Raw genomic sequence first — 19,886 nt, 5'->3', positions numbered from 1 at the left:
AGGGGCGCGCCGGCGCACTCAGGTCCGTCGCGCCCGGGTGCTCACTGGGGCGCGTGCGCCACGTAGAAGTCGACCTGCTCCTTCACGCGTCCGGCGAACTCCGGGTTGAGGCGCTCGAGGATGTTCCACTCCAGCTCCAGGAGCCTGCGGATGTTGGGGCGGGCGGAGCGCGTCTGCATCTCCGGCTCCGTCCCCACCAGGGCGGCGGGAGTGGCGTTGGGGGTGTTGTGCACGGTGTCGTAGCCCGTGTGGACGAGGCCGGGGAGGGCCTGGGTCCGGCCGAAGGTCGTGGCGGCCATCTCATAGGCGCGCACGGAGAAGCGGCCATCGGCGCGGATGTGCCCCTCGACGTACAGGCGGGACCAGCGCGTGCCGATGTCGAAGCTGCCCGTCACCTTCCAGGGAGTCTGCAGGAAGTAGGGGTCGGTGCTGGGCAGCAGGTCATAGCCACGGTCCGCGATGACCTTCTCCGCGGCCTTCATGACCTCCATGGCCGGCAGGTCATACACGACGAGGCTGCTGGTCCGCTCCAACAGCACCTTCTGGGGGGCGGCGCATCCCGCGAAGCACAACGCCGCCACGATGCTCGTCATTGCCGCGAGCCATTGCTTCCGCACCATCATCGTCGCCTCGTCCGCTGGAGTGGGCCGCGCGACGCAAGGGGAGTCGTGCGCGCGGTGCAGCGAAAACAACGAGGGATGTTTCGGGGCATATCGCCTTGGGCGAGCACTCGTTGCCGCGTGGTGCCTGGAGTCGCGAGGTAACTCCACTTCGGTGCATGCCAGCCGGCGACTGGCGTCGCGACACCTCCACCGCGCATGTCGCTCAAGCGTTGGGCGCGCGAGAAGGACCCAACTCGAGCCGATTGCTCGGCGGCCGTTGCTGCTCGGTGATGGGGGCGCGCGAGACTCCGTGTTCGCGTGGAGGCTCGGGAGGCGGGCCCCTCGACGCGATACCTCGCCTTCCGTTGCTGTTCAGGGCTGAGGGTCGCGAGGCGCGGCGGCGCGGGAGAGTCTGTCTCGCACCGCGATGCCCAGCCCGCTGGCGGCGGGGAGACAGACGACGAGCACGTCATGTCCCCGCTCGTCCGCTTCACGCAGCCTCGCGTAGAGCACACGCGCGGCTCCGGCCGGGTCCTCGGGCACGTCGAAGCGAGGCACGTCCGGCGGCAGCTCCAGGCTCTCCGGTCCCAGCACGCCCACGCGCAAGCCCTGCTCCCTCAATGCCCGCACGCGTGCTCCGGCCTCTCCCGGCTCGGCGAGCACCACGCCCGCGCGCGGCGCGTAGTGCGACGCGAGCGAGCCCGACACGCGGACCTTGGACGCGGCACGCACGGGCACCGGATGTCCCAGCACGCGCTCGACGTCCTCGGCGGACAGGCCTCCGGGACGCAGGATGGCGGGGGCGCCGGAGCTCAAATCGACGATGGTGGACTCCACGCCCACGGTGCTCGGTCCACCGTCCAGCACCAGGTCCACGTCCGCGCCCAGGTCCGCGCGCACGTGCTCCGCCGTGGTGGGGCTCACCCGGCCGAAGCGATTGGCGCTCGGCGCGGCCACGCCTCCGCCCAGGGCCTTCAGCACCGCGAGCGCCACCGGATGTCCCGGCACGCGCAGCGCCACCGTGTCCTGGCCGCCCGTCACGGCGTCCGTGGCCCGGGGCGTGCGAGGCAACACGAGCGTGAGCGGTCCAGGCCAGAAGGCCTCGGCGAGACGGTGCGCGGCGTCGGGGATGTCCCGGGCCCAGGAAGACAGGTGCTCGGTGCCAGACAGATGGACGATGAGCGGGTGGGTGGCGGGGCGGCCCTTGATGGCGAAGACACGGCGCACCGCCAGCTCGTCCTCGGCGTTGGCCGCGAGGCCGTACACCGTTTCCGTCGGCAGGGCGATGACACCGCCGTGCCGCAGCAATTCCACCGCGCGCTCGACGAGCTCCGGATTTAGCATGCGTGGCCGCACTGTCGCGCCGGGAGGAAGCATGGGCAAGTCGCACGTCTTCGATGCGCGCAGTCGGATGCCGGTGTCGGCCTCCGAGCTGTTCGCCTGGCATGCCCGGGAAGGGGCGCTCGCACGGCTGACGCCCCCCTGGGAGCGGATGGAGCTGCTGGAGCGCTCGGGCGACGGCATCCACCCCGGCGCCCGCGTCACCATGCGGATGCGCCTGGGCCCCTTCCCCCGCCGCTGGGTGGCCGAGCACACGGCGTACGTGCAGGACTCGCTCTTCCAGGACACGCAGGTGTCCGGCCCGTTCTCGAAGTGGGTCCACACCCACCGGATGTGGCCCGAGCCCGCGACGAACTCCTCCGTCCTGGAGGACGAGGTGGAGTACGTCCTGCCCATGGGCCCGCTGGGCACCCTCTTCGGTGGAGGCACCGCGCGTCGCACGCTGGAGCGGATGTTCGCCTATCGCCACCGGGTGACACTGGAAGACCTGCGGCGCCACGCCGCCTTCGCGCAAGCCGGCCCCCTCACCGTGGCCATCACCGGAGCGTCCGGCTCGATTGGCTCGTCGCTCGTGCCGTTCCTCTCCACCGGCGGCCATCGCGTGAAGCGCCTGGTGCGAGGCCGCGCGGACGCGTCTGGGAACGAAGTGTCCTGGGCACCCGACAAGGGAGAGGTGGACACCGCCGCGCTGGAAGGCGTGGACGCGGTGGTGCATCTGGCGGGCGCCAACGTCGCGGGCAAGCGCTGGTCCCCCGAATACAAGGACGCCATCCTCAAGAGCCGCACCGAGGGCACGCTCACGTTGTCGGAGGCGCTGGCGCGCATGAAGCGCAAGCCTCGGGTGCTGGTGTGCGCGGCGGGCAGTGGCATCTACGGCGACCGGGGCGACGAGCCCCTCACCGAGGAGAGCGCGCCGGGCACCGGCTTCCTCGCGGACGTGTGCCGTGCCTGGGAGGCCGCCACCGCGCCCGCGGAGGCCGCCGGCATTCGCGTGGTGCACCTGCGCATCGGCCCCGTGCTGGACGCTCGCGATGGCGCGCTGGCGAAGATGCTGCCCGCCTTCCTCGCGGGCGGCGGTGGACCCATCGGCTCCGGTCGCCAGTGGATGAGCTGGGTGTCGATGGAGGACATCCTCGGGCTCTTCCACTTCAGCCTCTTCACGGAGGCGGCGCGTGGCCCCATCAACTCCGTGGCGCCGGGAGCGGTGCGACAGGCGGACTTCGCGAAGACGCTGGGTCGGGTGCTGAGACGGCCTGCCTTCCTGCCGATGCCCGCCGCGGTCATCCGCACCCTCTTCGGGCAGATGGGGCAGGAGGCCCTGCTGGCGGGTGCCCGGGTGCTTCCCTCCACCGCCGAGCGGCTTGGCTACTCCTTCCTCCTGCCGGACCTGGAAGGGGCGCTGCGCTTCACGCTCGGCCGCACCACGGCGGGGCCGGAGTTCCGCCACGACTGAGCGGTTCGGCGCTTGACAATGCCCCCTGGGGGGACTGATGGAATGGCCCCCTATGATTCAGGTCGAAGGGCTGACCAAGTACTACGGTGAGCATGCGGCCATCCGGGACCTGGCTTTCACCATCGGCCAGGGTGAAGTCATCGGCTTCCTCGGCCTCAATGGCGCGGGCAAGTCGACGACGTTGAAGGTCCTCGGCTGCGTGCTCTTGCCAACCGCCGGCCGTGTCGTCATCGACGGCCATGACGTGGTGAGCAATGCCCACGAGGTGCGGCAGCGCATTGGCTACCTCCCGGACGTGCCGCCGCTCTACGAGGAGATGACGGTGGGCGAGTACCTGGCCTACGTCGCGCGCTTGCGCGGCGTGACGGCCCGGGACACCACCGCGCGCGTGGGCGAGGCGGAGGAGAAGACGGGTCTTCGCGAGGTGGATGGCGAGCTCATCTCCACGCTCAGCCATGGCTACCGCCAGCGCGTGGGCGTGGCGCAGGCGCTGGTGCACAAGCCCGCGCTGCTCATCCTCGACGAGCCCACCAGTGGCCTGGACCCTCGGCAGATTGTCGAGATGCGCGACGTCATCCGCGGGCTCAAGGGCACGCACACGGTGCTCGTCTCCAGCCACATCCTTCCGGAAATCTCCCAGACGTGTGACCGGCTCCTCATCATCCACAAGGGGACGCTGGTGGCGCAGGGGACGGAGGAGGAGCTGGGACGGAAGATGGGCGGCGGCGGCTCCATCGAGGTGGAGGTGCGGGGAGACCGGGCGCGTGCGCTCGAGGTGCTCAAGCCGTTTGGCGCGGTGGACGTGGACCGGGCGGCGGACGGCGTGGTGTCGCTGACGCTGCGGGCCTCTCCGGACGAGCGTCCGCGCGTGGCACAGGCGGTGGTGGGCGCGGGGCTGGAGTTGTTGCGGTTGGACCAGGGCGCGGGCCAGTTGGAGTCCATCTTCCTGCGGCTGACGCACGGTCAGGAGGTGCGCGCGTGAAGGCCCTTCTCATCGCCCGTCGCGAGCTGTCCGGCTACCTGCGCACGCTCAGCGGCTACGTCGTCATCGCGGTCATCCTCGCGTTGAACGGCCTGTTCTTCAACGCATACGCCCTGGGCGGCGCGAGCAAGCGCTCCGCCGAGGTGCTGTCGCAGTTCTTCTATTACTCGAGCGGCTTCACCATCGTCGCCTCGGTGTTCATCTCCATGCGGCTGTTGGCGGAGGAGCGGCAGACGGGCACGCTGCCCCTCTTGTACTCGTCGCCACTGCGAGACCGCGACATCGTGCTGGGCAAGTTCCTGGCGGGGCTCGCCTTCCTGTCGCTGTACGTGTTGTGCACGCTGTACATGCCGGTGCTGGTGCTGGTGAACGGCAAGGTGTCCTTCGGCCACGTGGCGGCGGGCTACCTGGGACTGCTGCTGCTGGGCAGTGCTTCTCTCGCCGTCGGCACGTTCGGCTCGGCGCTGGCGCGCAACCAGTTGCTCGCGGCGATTACCTCCGCGGTGATGCTGGTGGCGCTCATCCTCTGCTGGCTGCTGGCGCGAATCACCGAGCAGCCGCTGTCGGATGTCTTCAGCGCGATGTCCCTGTGGAACCAGCACTTCCCGCCGTTCCAATCGGGGCTCATCCACGTGCGTGACGTCGTCTATTACCTGGTCGTCACCTACGTGGCGCTGTTCGCGGCCACCCGGGTGCTCGAAGCGCGGAGGTGGCGATGAGCACCCGTCCGGTGGGCAATGGGCTGGCGGCGACGCTGGTCTTCGTGGCGGGGCTGGTGGCGGTCTTCATCGGCGAGCGCATCCTGGGCGTGGGGACGGGCCGCGCGGCCTTCTCCGGGCTGGGCGCGGTGGCGGCGGTGGGCGCGGTCATCTGGCGCTTCGCGCGCTCCCGTGGCACGGGCGCGGACCGGCGCACGGTGGATGTTTGGGTGCTGGGCCTCTATGGCCTGGGCTTGCTCGCGCTGGCGCTCTACTTCCTCCAGTCCGATGTGGGCACGGCCCTCTTCGGCGGGCCGTTGTCGCAGAAGGCGCCCAAGCTGGCGGTGATGCTGGCGGCGCTGTTCCCCGCGCTCTTGACGTGCTGCCTGGTGCCGCTGGCGCTGGTGGAGACGGCGGCGCAGGCGATGACGCGGGCGCCGGTGCTGGAGACGGGCCGCGCTCGCAGCGCGCTGTTCTCCGGCCTGGGCCTGTCCTTCGTGCTCATCTTCGCCTTCGCGACCATGTACGTCGTCACGCAGGCGAACACGACGTGGGACCTGTCGTACTTCCGCACCGCGAAGCCCGGCGACTCCACGCGCAAGGTGGTGCGAGGACTCAACGAGCCGCTGCAGGTGACGCTCTTCTTCCCGCCCGCGAACGAGGTGGGAGAGGCGGTGCGCCAGTACTTCCAGGACCTGTCCTTGGAGAGCCCGGAGCTGCTCAACGTGGAGCGGCTGGACCAGGCGGTGGAGCCCGCTCGCGCGAGGACGCTGGGCGTGCACAACAACGGCACCGTCGTGGTGGCCCGGGGTGAGCGCAAGGAGCCCTTCACGGTGGGGTTGGAGCTGGACCGCGCGCGAGGGCAGCTCCAGCGGCTGGACCAGGAGGTCCAACGGCGGCTCTTGACAGTGGCGAAGCCCCGACGCGTCGTCTACTTCACCGCGGGCCATGGCGAGCGCGCGGAGACGCGTCCGGTGCCCGGTGAGATGCCGCAGCCGTCCGTGGCCCAGTTCAAGGAGCTGCTGCGCGCGCAGAACGTGGACGTGCGGTCGCTGGGGGTCGCGGAGGGATTGGGCCGTGAGGTGCCTCGCGACGCGGGGGCGCTGGTGGTGGTGGGTGCCACGCGCGACTTCCTCCCCGAGGAACTCGCGGCGGTGCGCGAATACCTGGAGCGTGGCGGCCGGTTGTGGGTGGCGCTGGAGCCGGAGGGCCCACGCTTCGAGAAGCTGCTGGAGCCCCTGGGCTTGAAGTACGCGGGCACGCCGCTGGCGAATGACCAGGTGTACTTCCGCACCACGCGTCAGCAGAGCGACCGGGGCAACCTGGGCACGGCGACGTTCAGCTCCCATCCGTCCGTCACGTCGCTGTCGGCGATGGGCGGCCAGTCGCCGGTGGCCTTCCTGGGCGCGGGCGCGTTGGACCAGGTGCAGCCGCTGCCCAACGGCGTCATGCACGACATCTCCGTGCGCGCGCATGGCGCGACGTTCGCCGACGCCAACGGGAACTTCACCCCGGACGCCGGAGAGACGCGGCGCACGTGGCCGCTGGTGGTGGCGGTGGAGCAGCCCGCGGCGGCCGGCAAGGAGCCGATGCGCGCCGTCGTCATGGCGGACGCGGACGTGGTGAGCGACGTGGTGTTGTCCAACATGGGCAATGCCTACCTCGCGGTGGACACGCTGCGGTGGTTGACGGGCGAGGAGTCCGTGTCCGGCGCGGTGTCCTCGGAGGAAGACGTGCCCATCCAGCACACGCGGGAGCAGGACGTGGCGTGGTTCTACGCCACCGTGTTCGTGGCCCCGGCGCTGGTGCTGGCGCTGGGCTTCGTGACGACGCGGCGGCGAGGCCGTCGTGCTCCGCGCGCCCCGGTGGCGGCGGGAGGTGAGCAATGAAGGCGCGGGACCTGGCGCTCCAGGGCGCCCTCGCGGTGGTGGCGCTGGTGTCCGCCTATCTCGTGTGGCAGCGGGCGCCCTCGGGTGCTCCCGGTGACGTGACGGTGGTGGAGCTGCCGGCACGCGCCCTGGACAAGGTGCGCTACGAGGACGAGGCGCGCTACGTGGAGCTGTATCGCGACGCGCAGTCGCGGGACACGCTGTGGGTCCGTCTGGGCTACAAGCCCTCGAAGGGCCTCCCCGCGGCGGAGGGCACGGATGCGGGCTCCGCGCCGGGCACGGATGGCGGGGCTTCCGGCACCGTGGCTCAAGGTGGACAGGACGCGGGTACGCCGCCCCTGGCCGCCACGCCGCCACAGCCGCCTCCGCGCGAGCTCCGGGCCAACGAGGTGGCGGCGAAGCTCTTCCCGCGCTTCGCCCCGCTGCGGGCCACGCGGGCGCTCGGCGTGCTCGAGGCGAAGAAGCTGGAAGAGGTGGGGCTGACCACGTCGCAGCGCAAGCTGACGCTGACGCTGGGGGGCAAGGTGGAGACCTTCACGCTCGCCTCGACGACGGGGGGTTGGGGCACGCCCTACCTGCGTCGCGAGTCGGACGGCCAGGTGTTCCTGCTGGGCCCCGCGCTGCTGCCGGATTTGGAGCACGCGACCAGCCGGCTGGTGGACCGGCGGCTGCACACGTTTGATTTGGGTGACTTCGACGCGGTGGTCATCTCCTCCGGGGGCGCGTCGCGGACCTTCACGGCGACCGGCAAGGCGCCCAACCCCGTCGCGTTGGCGCCAGAAGAGGCGCCGGACAAGCCGGACGAGTTCACCCGGAACTGGCATGACCGCGTGTGGCGCCTGATGCCGTTGGACCTGCTGGGCCGCGACGAGCAGCCGACGGGAGGCGAGCCCAAGGAGGCCTTCCGCGTGGAGTACCGGCGCGGCGGCAAGTCCGTGGGCGAGCTGACGGTGGCGCGGGGCACGGACGGCTTCTTCGCGCGCACCGAGCACACCCCCGGCTGGGTCCGCCTCCACGCGGGCGTGGACCCGTTGGCCGCGGAGGCCGCGCGCGTGACGACGCCGGTGTCGTCAGCGGGCGCGCCGTGAATCGGGCGTCTCGGGGCTGTCGTCCAGCCCCAGTCGCACGTCGACGAAGCTGTACGGCGCCCAGGGGCCGGTGAAGCGGAAGGCGTAGAGGTCCGAGCGCGCGGCGAGCATCCGGACCCTCGCCTCGAAGTCGGGCACCGCGTCCCTGGTGACGAGGAAGGCCGCGTTGAGCAGCATCCGCTCGCCCACGGGCGCGTCCGTGCGCGTCGCGTTGGCCAGCGGGTGCAGGCCCTCCAGCATCGCGGCCATGTCCAGCGACGCGCGCAGCTCCACGGCTTGCCCCAGCCGTCGCTCGTGCTCGGTCTCCAGCTCGTTCTCCCGGCGACGCAGGCCCGCGTCCTCGAACTCCATGCGTCGGGCCAGGTGCTCGCGGTGGTAGAGCACCTTGAGCCCCAGCTCCACCTTGCCCTCCAGCGCCACCAGGGTCCGGGTGAGCGCGTCCTGGGCGGAGCGCAGCAACCGCCGCACCTCGGCCTCCGAACCCAGCACCGTCCCGAAGGCCACGGGCAGCAGCGTGTGCTCACGCAGCACCACCTCGGCGGCGCGCTGGTGGGCCAACAGGTTGGCTCGCGTCGGGTCCACCACGCGCGCGGGGGCTGACGACACCAGCGCGACGAGCGCTCCTTCGCGCACCGCGTGGACGTGGGCCGGCGGCATTCCCAGGCCGATGGGGCCGAAGTCCAGCGGGCCCTCGGTGCGCACCACGCCATAGAGGTAGTGCGGACCCGCGAGCTCCTCCTGCGTCCGCGTGACGCGCGCCCGGGGCTTGCCCTTCGGAGTGTTCTTCACCGTGTTGCGCTTGCCGCGTCCCTCCCGGGGCGGGGGCGGGGCGGGGGGACGGGTTTCCTCGGCGGAGGTCGTGCGTCGGGGCGCCTTGCGCGCGGGAGTACTCTTGCGTGCCGGGGCGCCGCGCCGACCGGAGGCCTTGGACTTGTTGGGAGGGCGAGAGGTCCGTGGCATGGGCACGTCTCAGTGGGACACGGCGGCTCCGCGCTGAGCGAGGATGTGCCGGACCTCCGCCACCAGCTCGTCGGGGAGGCACGGCTTGGTGACGAAGGAGTCGCACCCCGCGCCCTTCGCCTCGTCCGACTGGCCCGTCATCGCATGGCCGGTGAGCGCGACGACGGGGATGGTGCGCGTACGGTCATCGTTCTTCAGCCGCCGCGTCGCCTCCCACCCGTCGATGATGGGCAACGACAGGTCCATCAGGATGATGTCCGGTGTGAGCGCGAAGGCCTGGTCCAGTGCCTCCTGGCCGTTCCTCGCCTGCGCCACGCGGAACCCGGAGAACTCCAGGTACTCGGCGTACATCTCCCGCGCGTCGTCGTAGTCGTCCACGACGAGTACGAGCGGCTTGAGGTTCGGGGAGGGATTCGTCATGTCCGCCTCGGGCGTCGTGGAAAGTGCAACGTGAAGGTCGACCCCTGCCCAGGGGTACTCTGGAGGGAGACGCGTCCCCCCAGCATGTCGGCCAGACGGCGACAGATGGACAATCCCAGCCCGGTGCCGCCATAGGCCCGGGTGGGCGAGCTATCCACCTGCTGGAAGTCCTCGAAAATCTTCTCCTGGTAGGCCGGGTCGATGCCAATCCCGGAGTCCTCCACGGAGATGGTGAGCATGGAGGTCGACGGAACGTACTCCGCCAGGACCTTCACACAGCCCTCGTGCGTGAACTTCAGGGCATTGGACAGCAGGTTGAGGACGACCTGCTTCACCTTCTGTCGGTCGCTGTGCACCGGCGGCAGCTTCGCGCCCAGGTGCGTCGTCACCGTCAGCTTGCTGCGCGCGATGATGGGGTCCATCTCCGCCATGACTTCCTGGAGCAGCTCGGCGATTCCGAAGTCCGACAGATGCAACGGCATCCGCCCCGCCTCGATGCGGGTGATGTCCAGGATTTCGTTGATGACCTCCAGCAGGTGCCGCCCATTGGAGTCGATGCGCGCCAGGTTGCGCTTCTGCGGCGGCGTCAGCTCACCGGACACGCCCTGCAGCAGCATGTTGGTGTAGCCGAGGATGGCGTTGAGCGGCGTGCGGAACTCGTGGGACATGTTGGCCAGGAACTGCGACTTGGCCGCGCTCGCCTGTTCCAACTGGATGGCCTGCCGGCGCAGCTTCTCGTTCTGCTCCGCCAGCTCCGCGGTGGCCACCTGCACGCGCGCCTCCAGCAGCGTGGAGACCTCCTTGAGCCGCTCCAACAGCCGCGCCTTCGCCAGGGCCTCGCCCCTGTCGCGGAAGAGGGTGACGATGCCCGTCAATTCGCCGCTCTCACCCAACACCTTGCTGGCCACCGCCTCCACCGGGAGGGTGTCGCCGCTGGCCGGGTCCATCAGGCTGAGCTGCCCGCGCCAGCGCAGGCTGCCCCCGGCGTCCAGCAGGTGCGCGAGGAACGAGGCGAACGTCGCGTGGTTGGAGCGCACGCGGCGCTGCGCGGCGCGGCCTCCATCCAAAGGCGGCGTGAAGAGCTTCTCCGCGGGCTCGTTCATCATCACCGTGCCGCCGGAAGGGTCCGACAGGATGATGGGGTCCGCCACGGAGTCCAGCACCCGGTCCAACCGGTGCCGCTCGCTGCGCGCCTCGCGCTCGGTGGCGCGCAGGCGGCGGTAGCTCTCTCCCAGCGCCTGGGTCGCCCGTCCCAGGTCCGTCACGTTGCGCAGCACGCTCACCATGGCCTCGCGGCCGTCGGGCTCGTACACGCGGGTGCTGACGAGCTCGAAGAGCAGGTCCATCCCCTCCATGGGGTCCACCAGCGGTATCTCGCGCCAGCTGACACCCGGCGCGCCACCGCTGGCGGTGCTGGCCACCGCGGTGGCGAACACGCGCTGGTTGAGGTGGACGGCGCGCCGGTGGCCGTGGCTCGTGTCGGGATGGGCGACCAATAGGGCCTCCGCGCGCGCGTTGGCCAGTCGCGGACGTCCCCTCAGGTCCGTCAGCAGCACCGGGTCCGTCACCGCGTCGATGATGCGGCGAAGCAGCGCGCTGCCCGTCGTGCCCAGCGGCCCCGACGTGGCCTGCCGCGCGAGGAAGGGCCCCGCGTGTCCCGCGACCCACGTCACCTCCGGGGGAAGGGTGGGTCCGCTCGCCCAGACGAGCAACAGCCCCACCGGAGGCGCGTCGGCGCGTCCGAGCGGCACCGCGAACAGGCCTCCCGTGCCTTGCGCGGGCAGGGGCGCGCGCGCACTCGGAAAGAAGCGCGGCGCGGCCTGGGCCAGCGCGTCCGTCAGCGGGTGGGCCTTGTCGTCATCGGACCACGCCTGCAGCGCGGCTTGCTGCGCCTCGGACAGCCCCTTCGCGGCGAGGCAGCTCATCCTCCCACCGGGCTCCTCGCGCGCCAGACAGGCCGCGGCGGCGGCCTGGGCATGCCGGGGCAGCCACTCCACCATGGCCTCGGCGCAGGCGCGTGCCGTGTCGCAGGCGAGCAGCTGCTCGGCCAGGGCCAGGCGTGCATCGGCGGAGGAGGTGGGGTCCAGGGCGAGAGGGACGGGAGAGGCCAATGCGTCAGGCTCCAGGAGTGGGACGAGGTGTTTCGCCAGGGCGCGGGGTGTCGTCGGTCCGAACCTCCAGGTAGGTCACCACGACACGGGCGGCATGCTCGGGAGAGAGGCGGTCCGCGTGGACGACATCGTCCCAGCGAAGGCCGCGGTCCAGGACCCGGTCCATGACATCGACGAGGCTGGTGCTCCCAGCCATTCTTTCCACGGGCATCCTTTGTGGCTCCCTGGTCTTTCGGCAGGGTTCGGGGGGGCCGACCCAGCCCTTTTCTAGCGCGGCGGGTCTGCCCACCCCAGAACCGCTTCCTCGTCGACGTGACTTGCCAACACCCGGCCCCCGGCTCTGTCCGCTCGTGCACATCCCGAGTGACTCCCAAGCCGGGCAGCCGGGCAGGCCCGTGCTTCGACTCGGCGGGTTATCGCACCTCCGGCGCATTCCTAGGTTGAGGACATGGATGAGACGCGGACGAACCGGTCGCTCTGGACCTTGACTGCCCCGCCGCGTGACTTCCCGGCGCTTGCGGGCGACCTGGTGGTGGATGTCGTCGTCATCGGTGCGGGCATCACCGGACTCACCACGGCATGGCTGCTGAAGCGCGCGGGAAAGCGGGTGGCGGTGCTGGAGATGAACCGCATCCTGTCGGGCCAGACGGGGCAGACCACCGCCCACCTCACGGAGTTGCTCGACACGCCCTACGCCACGCTGCGGCGAGACTTCGGGGAGAAGGGTGCCCGACTGGCGGCGTCCTCCAGCCGCGCGGCGATGGAGCAGGTGGCCTCGCTCGTCCAGGAACTCTCCCTGGACTGTGACTTCCAGCGCGTCCCCTCGTTCCGCTACGCGGAGACCGCGCGTCAGTGGGCGGCGCTGGAGAAGGAACTCCCCGCCGCGCGTGACGCGGGCCTTCATGCCTCCCTCACCCACGCGGTGCCGCTGCCCTTCCCGGTGAAGGGCGCGCTGCGCGTGGAGGACCAGGCGCTGTTCCATCCGCGCAAGTATCTGCTCGGGCTGGTGGACTCGCTGATAGGCGAGGGCTGCTTCCTGTTCGAGAACACGCGGGTGACGGAGGTCCACGACGGCGCGCCCTGTCGCGTCGTCACGGACCGGGGCACCGTCACCGCCGCGGCCGTGGTGGAGGCCACCCACTCGCCGCTCAACCGGGTGCTGCTGCAGACGAAGCTGTCCGCGTATCGCAGCTACACGGTGGCGGGTCCGCTCGAAGGTCCGCTGGAGCCCGGGCAGTACTACGACTCGCAGGAGCCCTATCACTACATCCGCACGCAGTCCGTCGAGGGCCGCGCGTACGTCATCGTCGGTGGCGAGGACCACAAGGTCGGCGCGGAGGAGGACACCGGGCGGCGCTACGCGGCGCTGGAGGACTACGCGCGCAAGCACTTCCCGGTGAAGCAGCTCACGTATCGCTGGTCCGGTCAGGTCATCGAGTCCACGGACGGGCTGCCGTACATCGGCCGCAACAGCGCCAGCCGCCATGTCTACGTGGCGACGGGTTTCTCCGGGACGGGCATGACGTTCGGCACGCTGGCGGGGATGCTCATCAGCGACCTCATCCTGGGTCGGCAGAGTCCCTACGCCGCGCTGTATGACGCCACGCGCGTCAAACCGCTGGCGGGCGCGAAGGACTTCATCCAGGAGAACGCGGAGACGGCCTTCCGCTTCGTCGCGGACCGGCTGGCGAAGCCCGAGGGCAAGCACCTGTCCGAGGTGGCGCCCGGCGAGGCGAAGATTCTGGAAGTCGAAGGGCAGAAGGTGGCCGTCTACCGCGAGGCGGACGGAACCTCTCACGCGGTGTCTCCGGTGTGCACGCATCTGGGCTGCCACGTGCACTGGAACGGCGCGGAGCGCTCGTGGGACTGCCCCTGTCACGGCGCGCGCTACAGCCCCACCGGCAAGGTGCTCAATGGGCCCGCGGTGAAGGACCTGCCCTCCCGCAAGCTGCCCCGCTGAGCCCCGGCTTCTTCGTTTGATGACAAGAACCCCGTCGGACACGGAGATACACCCATGAACGCGTTGGACCTCCTGAAGCAGCAACACGCCGAGGTGAAGAAGCTCTTCACACAGTACGGCAAGCTCCCGGACCACGCCGATGCGAAGCGCCGGGAGTTGTTCGAGATGATCGCCGACCGGCTCAGTGCGCACACCACCATCGAGGAGCAGTACTTCTATCCGGCGTCCAAGGCCAACGACACCGAGGACCTGCTGCGCGAGGCCGTGGAGGAGCACCTGTCCGCCAAGCGCATCATCGCCGACCTGATGGAGATGGAGCCGCACGACGAGGATTTCGACGCGAAGATGAAGGTGCTCCAGGAGCAGATAGAGCACCACGTGGAAGAGGAAGAGGGTGACCTCTTCAAGAAGGTCCGCAAGCTCGTCTCCAAGGAGCAGCTCGAGGACCTGGGCCTCCAGATGGAGGAGGAGTTCGACGAGCTGATGGAGGGCGAGCCCCGGCGCCAGGTGCCCTCCGAGACGGACAAGGCCGCGCTACTCTGAGTCTCGGCTCTTCGTGACAAGAATCGGGTTGCGCGGGGCGCTGGGAGCGGCAGCATGTCACCCCTCCCATGCCGCGTTCTGCTCCCACCGCCCCGCGCCTGCCCGAAGCCTTCACTCCCGAGGTCCGCCGTGCCCTGGCGCGCGAGGACCCGAAGCTGGGCGCGCTGATGAAGCGCGTGGGCTCCTTCCGCCTCCAGTTGAGTCCCCTGCACAGTCCCTTCGCCGCGCTGGCGGAGTCCATCGTCTATCAGCAGCTCCACGGCCGTGCCGCCGCCGCCATCTTCGAGCGCGTCAGCGAGCGCGTGGGCAAGGGCCGCCGCTTCACGCCCCAGGCCCTGCTGTCCGTGTCGGAGCCGGTGCTGCGCGAGGCGGGCCTGTCCGCCAACAAGCTGGCCGCGCTGCAGGACCTGGCGCGCAAGTCCCTGGACGGCACCGTTCCTCCCCTGTCCCGCGTGCGGCGCATGGACGACGCCTCGCTCATCGAGCACTTCACGCAGGTGAGAGGCATCGGTCAGTGGACGGTGGAGATGCTGCTCATCTCCCGGCTCGGTCGGCCGGACGTGCTGCCGGTGGACGACTTCGGCGTGCGCAAGGGCTTCATGCTCGCGTATGGGCTTCCGGAGATGCCGCGCCCCAAGGCGCTGCTGGAATACGGCGAGCGCTGGCGGCCCTGGCGCACCGTGGTGAGCTGGTATCTCTGGCGCGCGACGGAGCTTCCCGTGGAGCCCGTGGTCGGCTGAGCGGCGGTTCGTGCGCCACAAGGCGGCAGGGCAAGCAGGGGCTCGCTGTCGAGCGTCTTGCCGCGAGGCGTCGGAGTCCTCACCCGTATGTGCAACGGGAGAGGACTCACATGCGTGCACTGACGTACCAGGGGCCGTTCAAGGTCCGGGTGGAGAACAAGCCAGACCCTCGGTTGGAGCACCCGCAGGACGTCATCCTCAAGGTGACCCGCACGGCCATCTGTGGCTCGGACCTGCACCTGTTGCACGGCCTGGTGCCGGATACCCGCGTGGGCCACACGTTCGGTCATGAGTTCACCGGTGTGGTGGAGGAGCTGGGCTCCGAGGTGAGCCAGTTGCACAAGGGCGACCGGGTGGTGGTGCCCTTCAATATCTCCTGTGGCACCTGCTTCTACTGTCAGCGAGGGCTGACGGCCTCGTGTGAGAACAGCAACCCGTCGAGCGACGTGGCGTGTGGCGTGTATGGCTATTCGCACACGACGGGCGGCTACGACGGCGGGCAGGCCGAGTACGTGCGCGTGCCCTTCGCGGACGTGGGGCCGCTGAAGATTCCCGACGGCATGGAGGACGAGGAGGCGCTCTTCCTCGGAGACATCCTGCCCACCGGCTACATGGGCGCGGAGATGGGTGAAATCAAGGGCGGCGAGACGGTGGTGGTGTTCGGCGCGGGCCCGGTGGGCCTGTTCGCCATGCGGTCCGCGTGGCTGATGGGCGCGGGCCGGGTCATCGCGGTGGACTGCGTGCAGTACCGGCTCGACTTCGCGGAGCGGTACGCGAAGGTGGAGACGGTGAACTTCCGGGAGGTGGACGACATCGTCCTCTACCTGAAGGAGCTGTTCGAGGGGCGCGGGCCGGACGTGTGCATCGACGCGGTGGGCATGGAGGCCGAGGGCTCGCTGGGGCAGCGCGTGCTGGGGCTGGGATTGAAGCTGGAGGCGGGCGCGCCCACGGTGCTCACCTGGTGCATCGACGTCGTGCGCAAGGGTGGCAACGTCTCCATCGTCGGGGTGTACGGCCCGCCGTGGAACCTGATGCCCATTGGCACCGCGATGAACAAGGGACTCACGCTGCGGATGAACCAGTGCAACGTGCGTCGCTACATGCCGCATCTGCTCCAGCACATCCGTGAGGGCCGCATCGACGCGAAGGGCATCATCACCCACCGCTTCCCGCTGGAGGAGGCACCCAAGGCGTACCACCTGTTCGCCCAGAAGCAGGACGGCTGCGTCAAGTGCGTCCTCACCCCTGGGCACGCGTGACGAGCAAGGAGCCGAACCATGCCGGATAGACCCATTCCTGACGCCGCGGTGGACCTGGAACCCTCCAGTCGCCCGGGTGTGCCGATGGAGAGAACGCCTCAACCCATGCCCGGGGCGCGCGTGCCCATCCGTGTGCAGCACTCGGATGTGCGCGTGTTCAAGCACAAGGGCCGTGCCGGGTTCCCCCCGGTGTTCGGCACCGCGCAGCCGCCTCACGGGGTAAGCGGACTGTTGCGCAAGGTGGCCTATGGCTACCCGGACCACCTGGCGCGCCACTGGATGATCTTGCTCCTGGCGGACCGGGTGGATGTCTGGGAGCACCGGCTCGCGAGGGTGGGGCCGTGGGCCGTGCCCACCGTCGGGGTTCTCGCCTTGACGGGCCTTGCCTGGAGGAAGTGGTCGCGGGCGTGAGAGGATCTCTCCATGCCGCCCCCGAAGCCGCCGCCCAGACGCTCGTCCTCGAAACCCGCCCCTCCGACGACCCGTGGGGCGTCCGCCGGAGGAAAGCCCTCGGCGGCGCAAGGGGCGGAGTCCGCGAAGAAGCCCGCACGCAAGCCGGAGCCCGCCGTGGCTCCGAAGGCGCAGGGGAAGTCGCCTGGAGCCGCTCAGGCCCCGAGGGCACAGGCGAAGCAGGCGGGAGGGGCACAAGCCACGAGGGCGCAGGGGAAGCCGGCTGGGGACGCTCTGGCCCCGAAGGCGCAGGCCAAGGCCGCTGGAGATGCTCAGGCCTCGAAGGCGCAGGGGAAGTCAGCGGGAGATACGCAGGCCTCGAAGGCACAGGCCAAGGCCGCTGGAGATGTTCAGGCCCCAAGGGCACAGGCGAAGTCGGCTGGAGATGCGCAGGCGACGAAGTCACAGGGGAACTCGGCGGCGGGAGATACGCAGGCCTCGAAGGCACAGGTGAAGCCGGCGGGAGATGCGCAGGCCCTGAAGGGACAGTCGAAGGCCACCGGGACTTCTGAATCCGCGAAGCCTCAGGCGAAGCCAGTGGGCAAAGGACAGGCGAAGTCCGCCGACGTCACGCCGCAAGAGATTTCCCTCAAGAGTGTCGAGGGTGTGAAGTCGCAAGCAACGCCCATTGAGACAGCGCACGAGGCGAAGCCGCGAGCAACGCCCATCGAGACAGCGCACGAGGCGAAGCCACGAGCAACGCCCATCGAGACAGCGCAAGAGACGAAGGCGCAAGCAACGCCCATCGAGACAGCTCACGAGGCGAAGCCGCAAGCAACGCCCATCGAGACAGCCCACGAGGCGAAGCCGCACGTGAAGGTCGTCGAGGCGCCTCACGCGTCGAAGCCACGGGCGAACTCCGTCGCGAGTCCCCCGTCCGAAGCTCCCGCGAAGCCTCCTTCGCGGCGTGGGCTCACGCTGGTTTCATCTCGGGGGGCCAGCGTGGAGTCGGAGGAGTCCTCCTCGGACGATGTGATCATCGCGGAGGTGCCCCCCATCGAGGACGAAGCCCCGCTTCCTCGCTACGAAGCGCGCCCGCACACGCGACCGCCGCTGTCCGTGGGTGACCTCGACTCGGAGGTGCTCCCCGTCTCCGCCCTCGCTCCCATCGAGGGCGCCTTCACGGGCGCGCCTCTCCTCGTCCACTCGAGCCCGGAGACGATTCGGACCTGGGGTGTCCTCGGCTCCACGATGAGTCGGCTCGTGCCGGGAAAGAGCGAGGGCGGCTACACCTTCTCCGGTCAGGCCCGGCTGTTCGTGCGCGCCATCAACCGCGTGGAAGCAGCCTCCGAGGGAACCGGGCGTTGCTCCGTCGTGCTGCGAAACACGTCGGGCCGTCCCATCCAGCTCCAGGTCAAGGGTGGCCTCTTCTCCAAGTACCTCACGCCCCAGTTCCCACCGAGCACCACGGGCGCGCCCTTCAACCCACTGAGCCAGGAGCGCATCGACGAGGACCTCACGGGACTGGTCGACGCGCAGGCAGAGCAAGGCAAGGAACCAGACCCAGAGGGCCTGTTCTTCCGAGGACCGCATGCGGTCCTCGCCTCGGGCCTCCTCGACGCCGTCCTCGATGCCCGTGACGAATCAGAGCGCCAGTCCCGTCCGCTCGTCCGTGACGACCTCGACCTGTCCCACCTGGACGACGTGCGCCTTGGAACCCGGGGCGCCTTCGAGGGCTCTCTCACCGTGCCGCCTGGCGCGACGGTGGTCGTCCTGGATGCGCGTCACGAAAAGTCGGGCACGCTCTGCGCCCTCCTGGACTTCACGGCCTTGGACTCGAAGGGGCAGGTAGACCCCGGCGCGCGGTTCCGTCTGGCCACCGTGTCCAGCCCCCTGCCACTCACTCCCGACGAGCTCGCCGCCATCTCCCGGAGCGAGCATCCGCTGGCCACCGCCGGGGATGCGGGCACGACGGCCTTCCCTTCACTTCAGGGGGTGAGCGAAGCAGGCAGCCTCTTCGTGGGTGAGCGCACGCTGCGCCTGTCTCCAGGAACGCTCGCGGGCGACCTCGTCATGTCCATGCCCCGCAGGCGCGCGGGCACGGGGCCTGACGCTCCGACGTTGACGCCGACCTCGGGGACCTCCGCCTCGCGCGCCGCATCCGCTCGGGACGACAGGACGCACGACGGTGCCCGGGGCGTCTCGTACCAGCTGACGTACACGCTGGAGAACGAGGACAGCGAGCCGCGCGAGGTGGAATTGCTGCTCACCTCGCCGCGACTCCATCCCTCAGAACACTTCTTCCCACAGGCCGGAGTGCTGAACCTGGCGATGAAGGTCGACGGCCAGCGCGTGGACGTCCGCGTCAACCAGCGCGGAGAGGGCAGGGTGCTGGCGGTCCTCGAGCTTCCGCCCGAGGGCCGCCGTCAGGTCCGGCTCGAGTGGACCCACGTGGGAGGAACCTTCCCTCCCGCGGGGCTCGAGCTGCGCGCACGGCGCTGAGGAACGATTAGTCCGACCAGGTCGTCACGCGCACCATGCGCACGAACTGGCGGTCCGTGCTCACCGCGGCGATGAAGTAGCCACCCATGTCCCCAGGGCCGCCACCGCCGCAGTACGTCTGGCACGACCAGCCCGTGGTGTAGAGCCGGTTGCTGTTGCGCGAAACCTGCGTGATGAGCGCCAGCGCGCCATCCACCTCATCCGAGTTCGGGGTGCCGCTGATGACCTGCGCGGAGAGCTTCGCGAGCAGCTCCTGGACGGTGATGGGGGTGAACGCCCCCACGCCCCGCAGCCCGAAGGCCGCGGCGGCCTTGTAGGACAGCGTCTCCTGGTTCGCCACGCCCTGCCCGTTGGGGATGTAGCCCTCCTTGATGGAGGAGGACGTGGTGAGCGGCCCGGTCGCGCCGAACAGCTGCTCGGGCGTCTGCGCCATGTCGTCAAGCCACAGCGGCGCATAGGTGGTGGCGCCGTCGTTCAGCTCGTGGACATCAATCATGTACTTCTTGGCGGTGGCGGTGACGCCGATGTTGAAGACCAGGTCGTTGATGCGCGCGCCCAGGAAGGTGCGCTCGGCGGCGTCCACGCGGCCGTCGTCGTAGAGGAACAGGTTGACCGCGTTCTTCATCTCCGCGCGGCGCACGGTGGTGCCACCGGGGCTGTTCGACGTCCGGGCCGTGGCAATCGCCGCGTTGAAGGCGGGAATCGTGGTGGTGCTGTCCGCGAGGGCCTGGGGCGCGGCCAACAGCGCGACGCCGCCCAGGAACGACTTCAGGGATGTAGAGAACAAAGGGTGGACCTCTCGCGGGCAACTTCTCCCGCGCGTGAGAAGGGGGGAACTGCGGCTCCGCACTTAACACGCGCGTCTGACACATCTGTCTTGATAACAAATGAGTACAGCCAATCGAGGAAATGCGGCTGTCACGGAATCGTGACGTGCGCCCGCGCGCG

Annotated in this window: 17 protein-coding genes; 11 read left to right on the top strand and 6 right to left on the bottom strand. The window is 69.9% G+C overall.

What is annotated here, in order from left to right; translation table 11 throughout:
- Positions 1–41: 41 nt before the first annotated feature.
- Together HUA76_RS30655 and HUA76_RS30650 are read right to left on the bottom strand one after the other, a co-directional pair.
- Positions 42–623, bottom strand: coding sequence for a hypothetical protein (locus HUA76_RS30655; protein ID WP_246137136.1), 582 nt, complete (start codon positions 621–623; stop codon positions 42–44).
- A gap of 351 nt (positions 624–974) precedes the next feature.
- A complete protein-coding gene (locus HUA76_RS30650) occupies positions 975–1,946 on the bottom strand; it encodes an L-threonylcarbamoyladenylate synthase (protein ID WP_174462831.1) in 972 nt (323 codons plus the stop codon).
- A 31-nt stretch (positions 1,947–1,977) separates the two neighbouring features.
- Here HUA76_RS30650 and HUA76_RS30645 point away from each other — a divergent pair, with 31 nt between their 5' ends.
- Genes HUA76_RS30645 through HUA76_RS30625 form a run of 5 tightly spaced genes read left to right on the top strand, consistent with a single transcriptional unit; the run spans position 1,978 to position 8,053 of the window.
- Entirely contained in the window at positions 1,978–3,396 is a 1,419-nt protein-coding gene (locus HUA76_RS30645) for a TIGR01777 family oxidoreductase (protein ID WP_174462830.1), read from the top strand.
- Between the two features lie 52 nt (positions 3,397–3,448).
- A complete protein-coding gene (locus HUA76_RS30640; RefSeq protein WP_141642287.1) occupies positions 3,449–4,378 on the top strand; it encodes an ABC transporter ATP-binding protein in 930 nt (309 codons plus the stop codon).
- Positions 4,375–5,097, top strand: a complete 723-nt coding sequence (locus HUA76_RS30635) for an ABC transporter permease (protein ID WP_141642288.1) — start codon at positions 4,375–4,377, stop codon at positions 5,095–5,097. The genes HUA76_RS30640 and HUA76_RS30635 overlap by 4 nt, the downstream gene beginning before the upstream one ends.
- Entirely contained in the window at positions 5,094–6,965 is a 1,872-nt protein-coding gene (locus HUA76_RS30630) for a Gldg family protein (protein ID WP_174462829.1), read from the top strand. Before HUA76_RS30635 ends, HUA76_RS30630 begins: the two co-directional genes overlap by 4 nt.
- Complete coding sequence (locus tag HUA76_RS30625) at positions 6,962–8,053, top strand: hypothetical protein (protein ID WP_174462828.1); 1,092 nt, start codon at positions 6,962–6,964, stop codon at positions 8,051–8,053. The genes HUA76_RS30630 and HUA76_RS30625 overlap by 4 nt, the downstream gene beginning before the upstream one ends.
- Here HUA76_RS30625 and HUA76_RS30620 read toward each other — a convergent pair.
- Genes HUA76_RS30620 through HUA76_RS30610 form a run of 3 tightly spaced genes read right to left on the bottom strand, consistent with a single transcriptional unit; the run spans position 8,036 to position 11,544 of the window.
- Positions 8,036–9,013, bottom strand: coding sequence for a GvpL/GvpF family gas vesicle protein (locus tag HUA76_RS30620; protein ID WP_174462827.1), 978 nt, complete (start codon positions 9,011–9,013; stop codon positions 8,036–8,038). The genes HUA76_RS30625 and HUA76_RS30620 overlap by 18 nt on opposite strands.
- A gap of 9 nt (positions 9,014–9,022) precedes the next feature.
- Positions 9,023–9,433, bottom strand: a complete 411-nt coding sequence (locus HUA76_RS30615) for a response regulator (protein ID WP_141641633.1) — start codon at positions 9,431–9,433, stop codon at positions 9,023–9,025.
- Positions 9,430–11,544 (bottom strand): PAS domain-containing hybrid sensor histidine kinase/response regulator, encoded by a 2,115-nt coding sequence (locus tag HUA76_RS30610; RefSeq protein WP_174462826.1) that lies wholly within the window; start codon positions 11,542–11,544, stop codon positions 9,430–9,432. Before HUA76_RS30610 ends, HUA76_RS30615 begins: the two co-directional genes overlap by 4 nt.
- A 448-nt stretch (positions 11,545–11,992) precedes the next feature.
- On the opposite strand from HUA76_RS30610, the gene HUA76_RS30605 reads away from it, so the two are divergent.
- From HUA76_RS30605 to HUA76_RS30580, 6 genes are all read left to right on the top strand, one after another.
- Positions 11,993–13,504, top strand: coding sequence for an FAD-dependent oxidoreductase (locus HUA76_RS30605; RefSeq protein WP_174462825.1), 1,512 nt, complete (start codon positions 11,993–11,995; stop codon positions 13,502–13,504).
- 54 nt (positions 13,505–13,558) lie between these two features.
- A complete protein-coding gene (locus HUA76_RS30600; protein WP_174456522.1) occupies positions 13,559–14,047 on the top strand; it encodes a hemerythrin domain-containing protein in 489 nt (162 codons plus the stop codon).
- Between the two features lie 68 nt (positions 14,048–14,115).
- A complete protein-coding gene (locus HUA76_RS30595; protein WP_174456521.1) occupies positions 14,116–14,787 on the top strand; it encodes a DNA-3-methyladenine glycosylase in 672 nt (223 codons plus the stop codon).
- 110 nt (positions 14,788–14,897) lie between these two features.
- Positions 14,898–16,046, top strand: coding sequence for a zinc-dependent alcohol dehydrogenase (locus HUA76_RS30590; RefSeq protein ID WP_141641627.1), 1,149 nt, complete (start codon positions 14,898–14,900; stop codon positions 16,044–16,046).
- An 18-nt stretch (positions 16,047–16,064) separates the two neighbouring features.
- Entirely contained in the window at positions 16,065–16,457 is a 393-nt protein-coding gene (locus tag HUA76_RS30585; RefSeq protein ID WP_174456520.1) for a hypothetical protein, read from the top strand.
- A gap of 12 nt (positions 16,458–16,469) precedes the next feature.
- Positions 16,470–18,938, top strand: coding sequence for a hypothetical protein (locus tag HUA76_RS30580; protein WP_174462824.1), 2,469 nt, complete (start codon positions 16,470–16,472; stop codon positions 18,936–18,938).
- A 7-nt stretch (positions 18,939–18,945) separates the two neighbouring features.
- Here the strand turns inward: HUA76_RS30580 and HUA76_RS30575 are convergent, their stop codons facing one another.
- The gene (locus tag HUA76_RS30575) at positions 18,946–19,725 is read right to left on the bottom strand and encodes a hypothetical protein (protein WP_141641625.1); all 780 of its coding nucleotides are present in this window, start codon (positions 19,723–19,725) and stop codon (positions 18,946–18,948) included.
- Positions 19,726–19,886: the final 161 nt, after the last annotated feature.

This window comes from Myxococcus sp. CA056, from assembly GCF_013336715.1.
Classification (GTDB): Bacteria; Myxococcota; Myxococcia; order Myxococcales; family Myxococcaceae; genus Myxococcus; species Myxococcus llanfairpwllgwyngyllgogerychwyrndrobwllllantysiliogogogochensis.
Note: the sequence above shows the minus strand (reverse complement) of the source record. Positions and strands in the feature narration are given on the sequence as shown.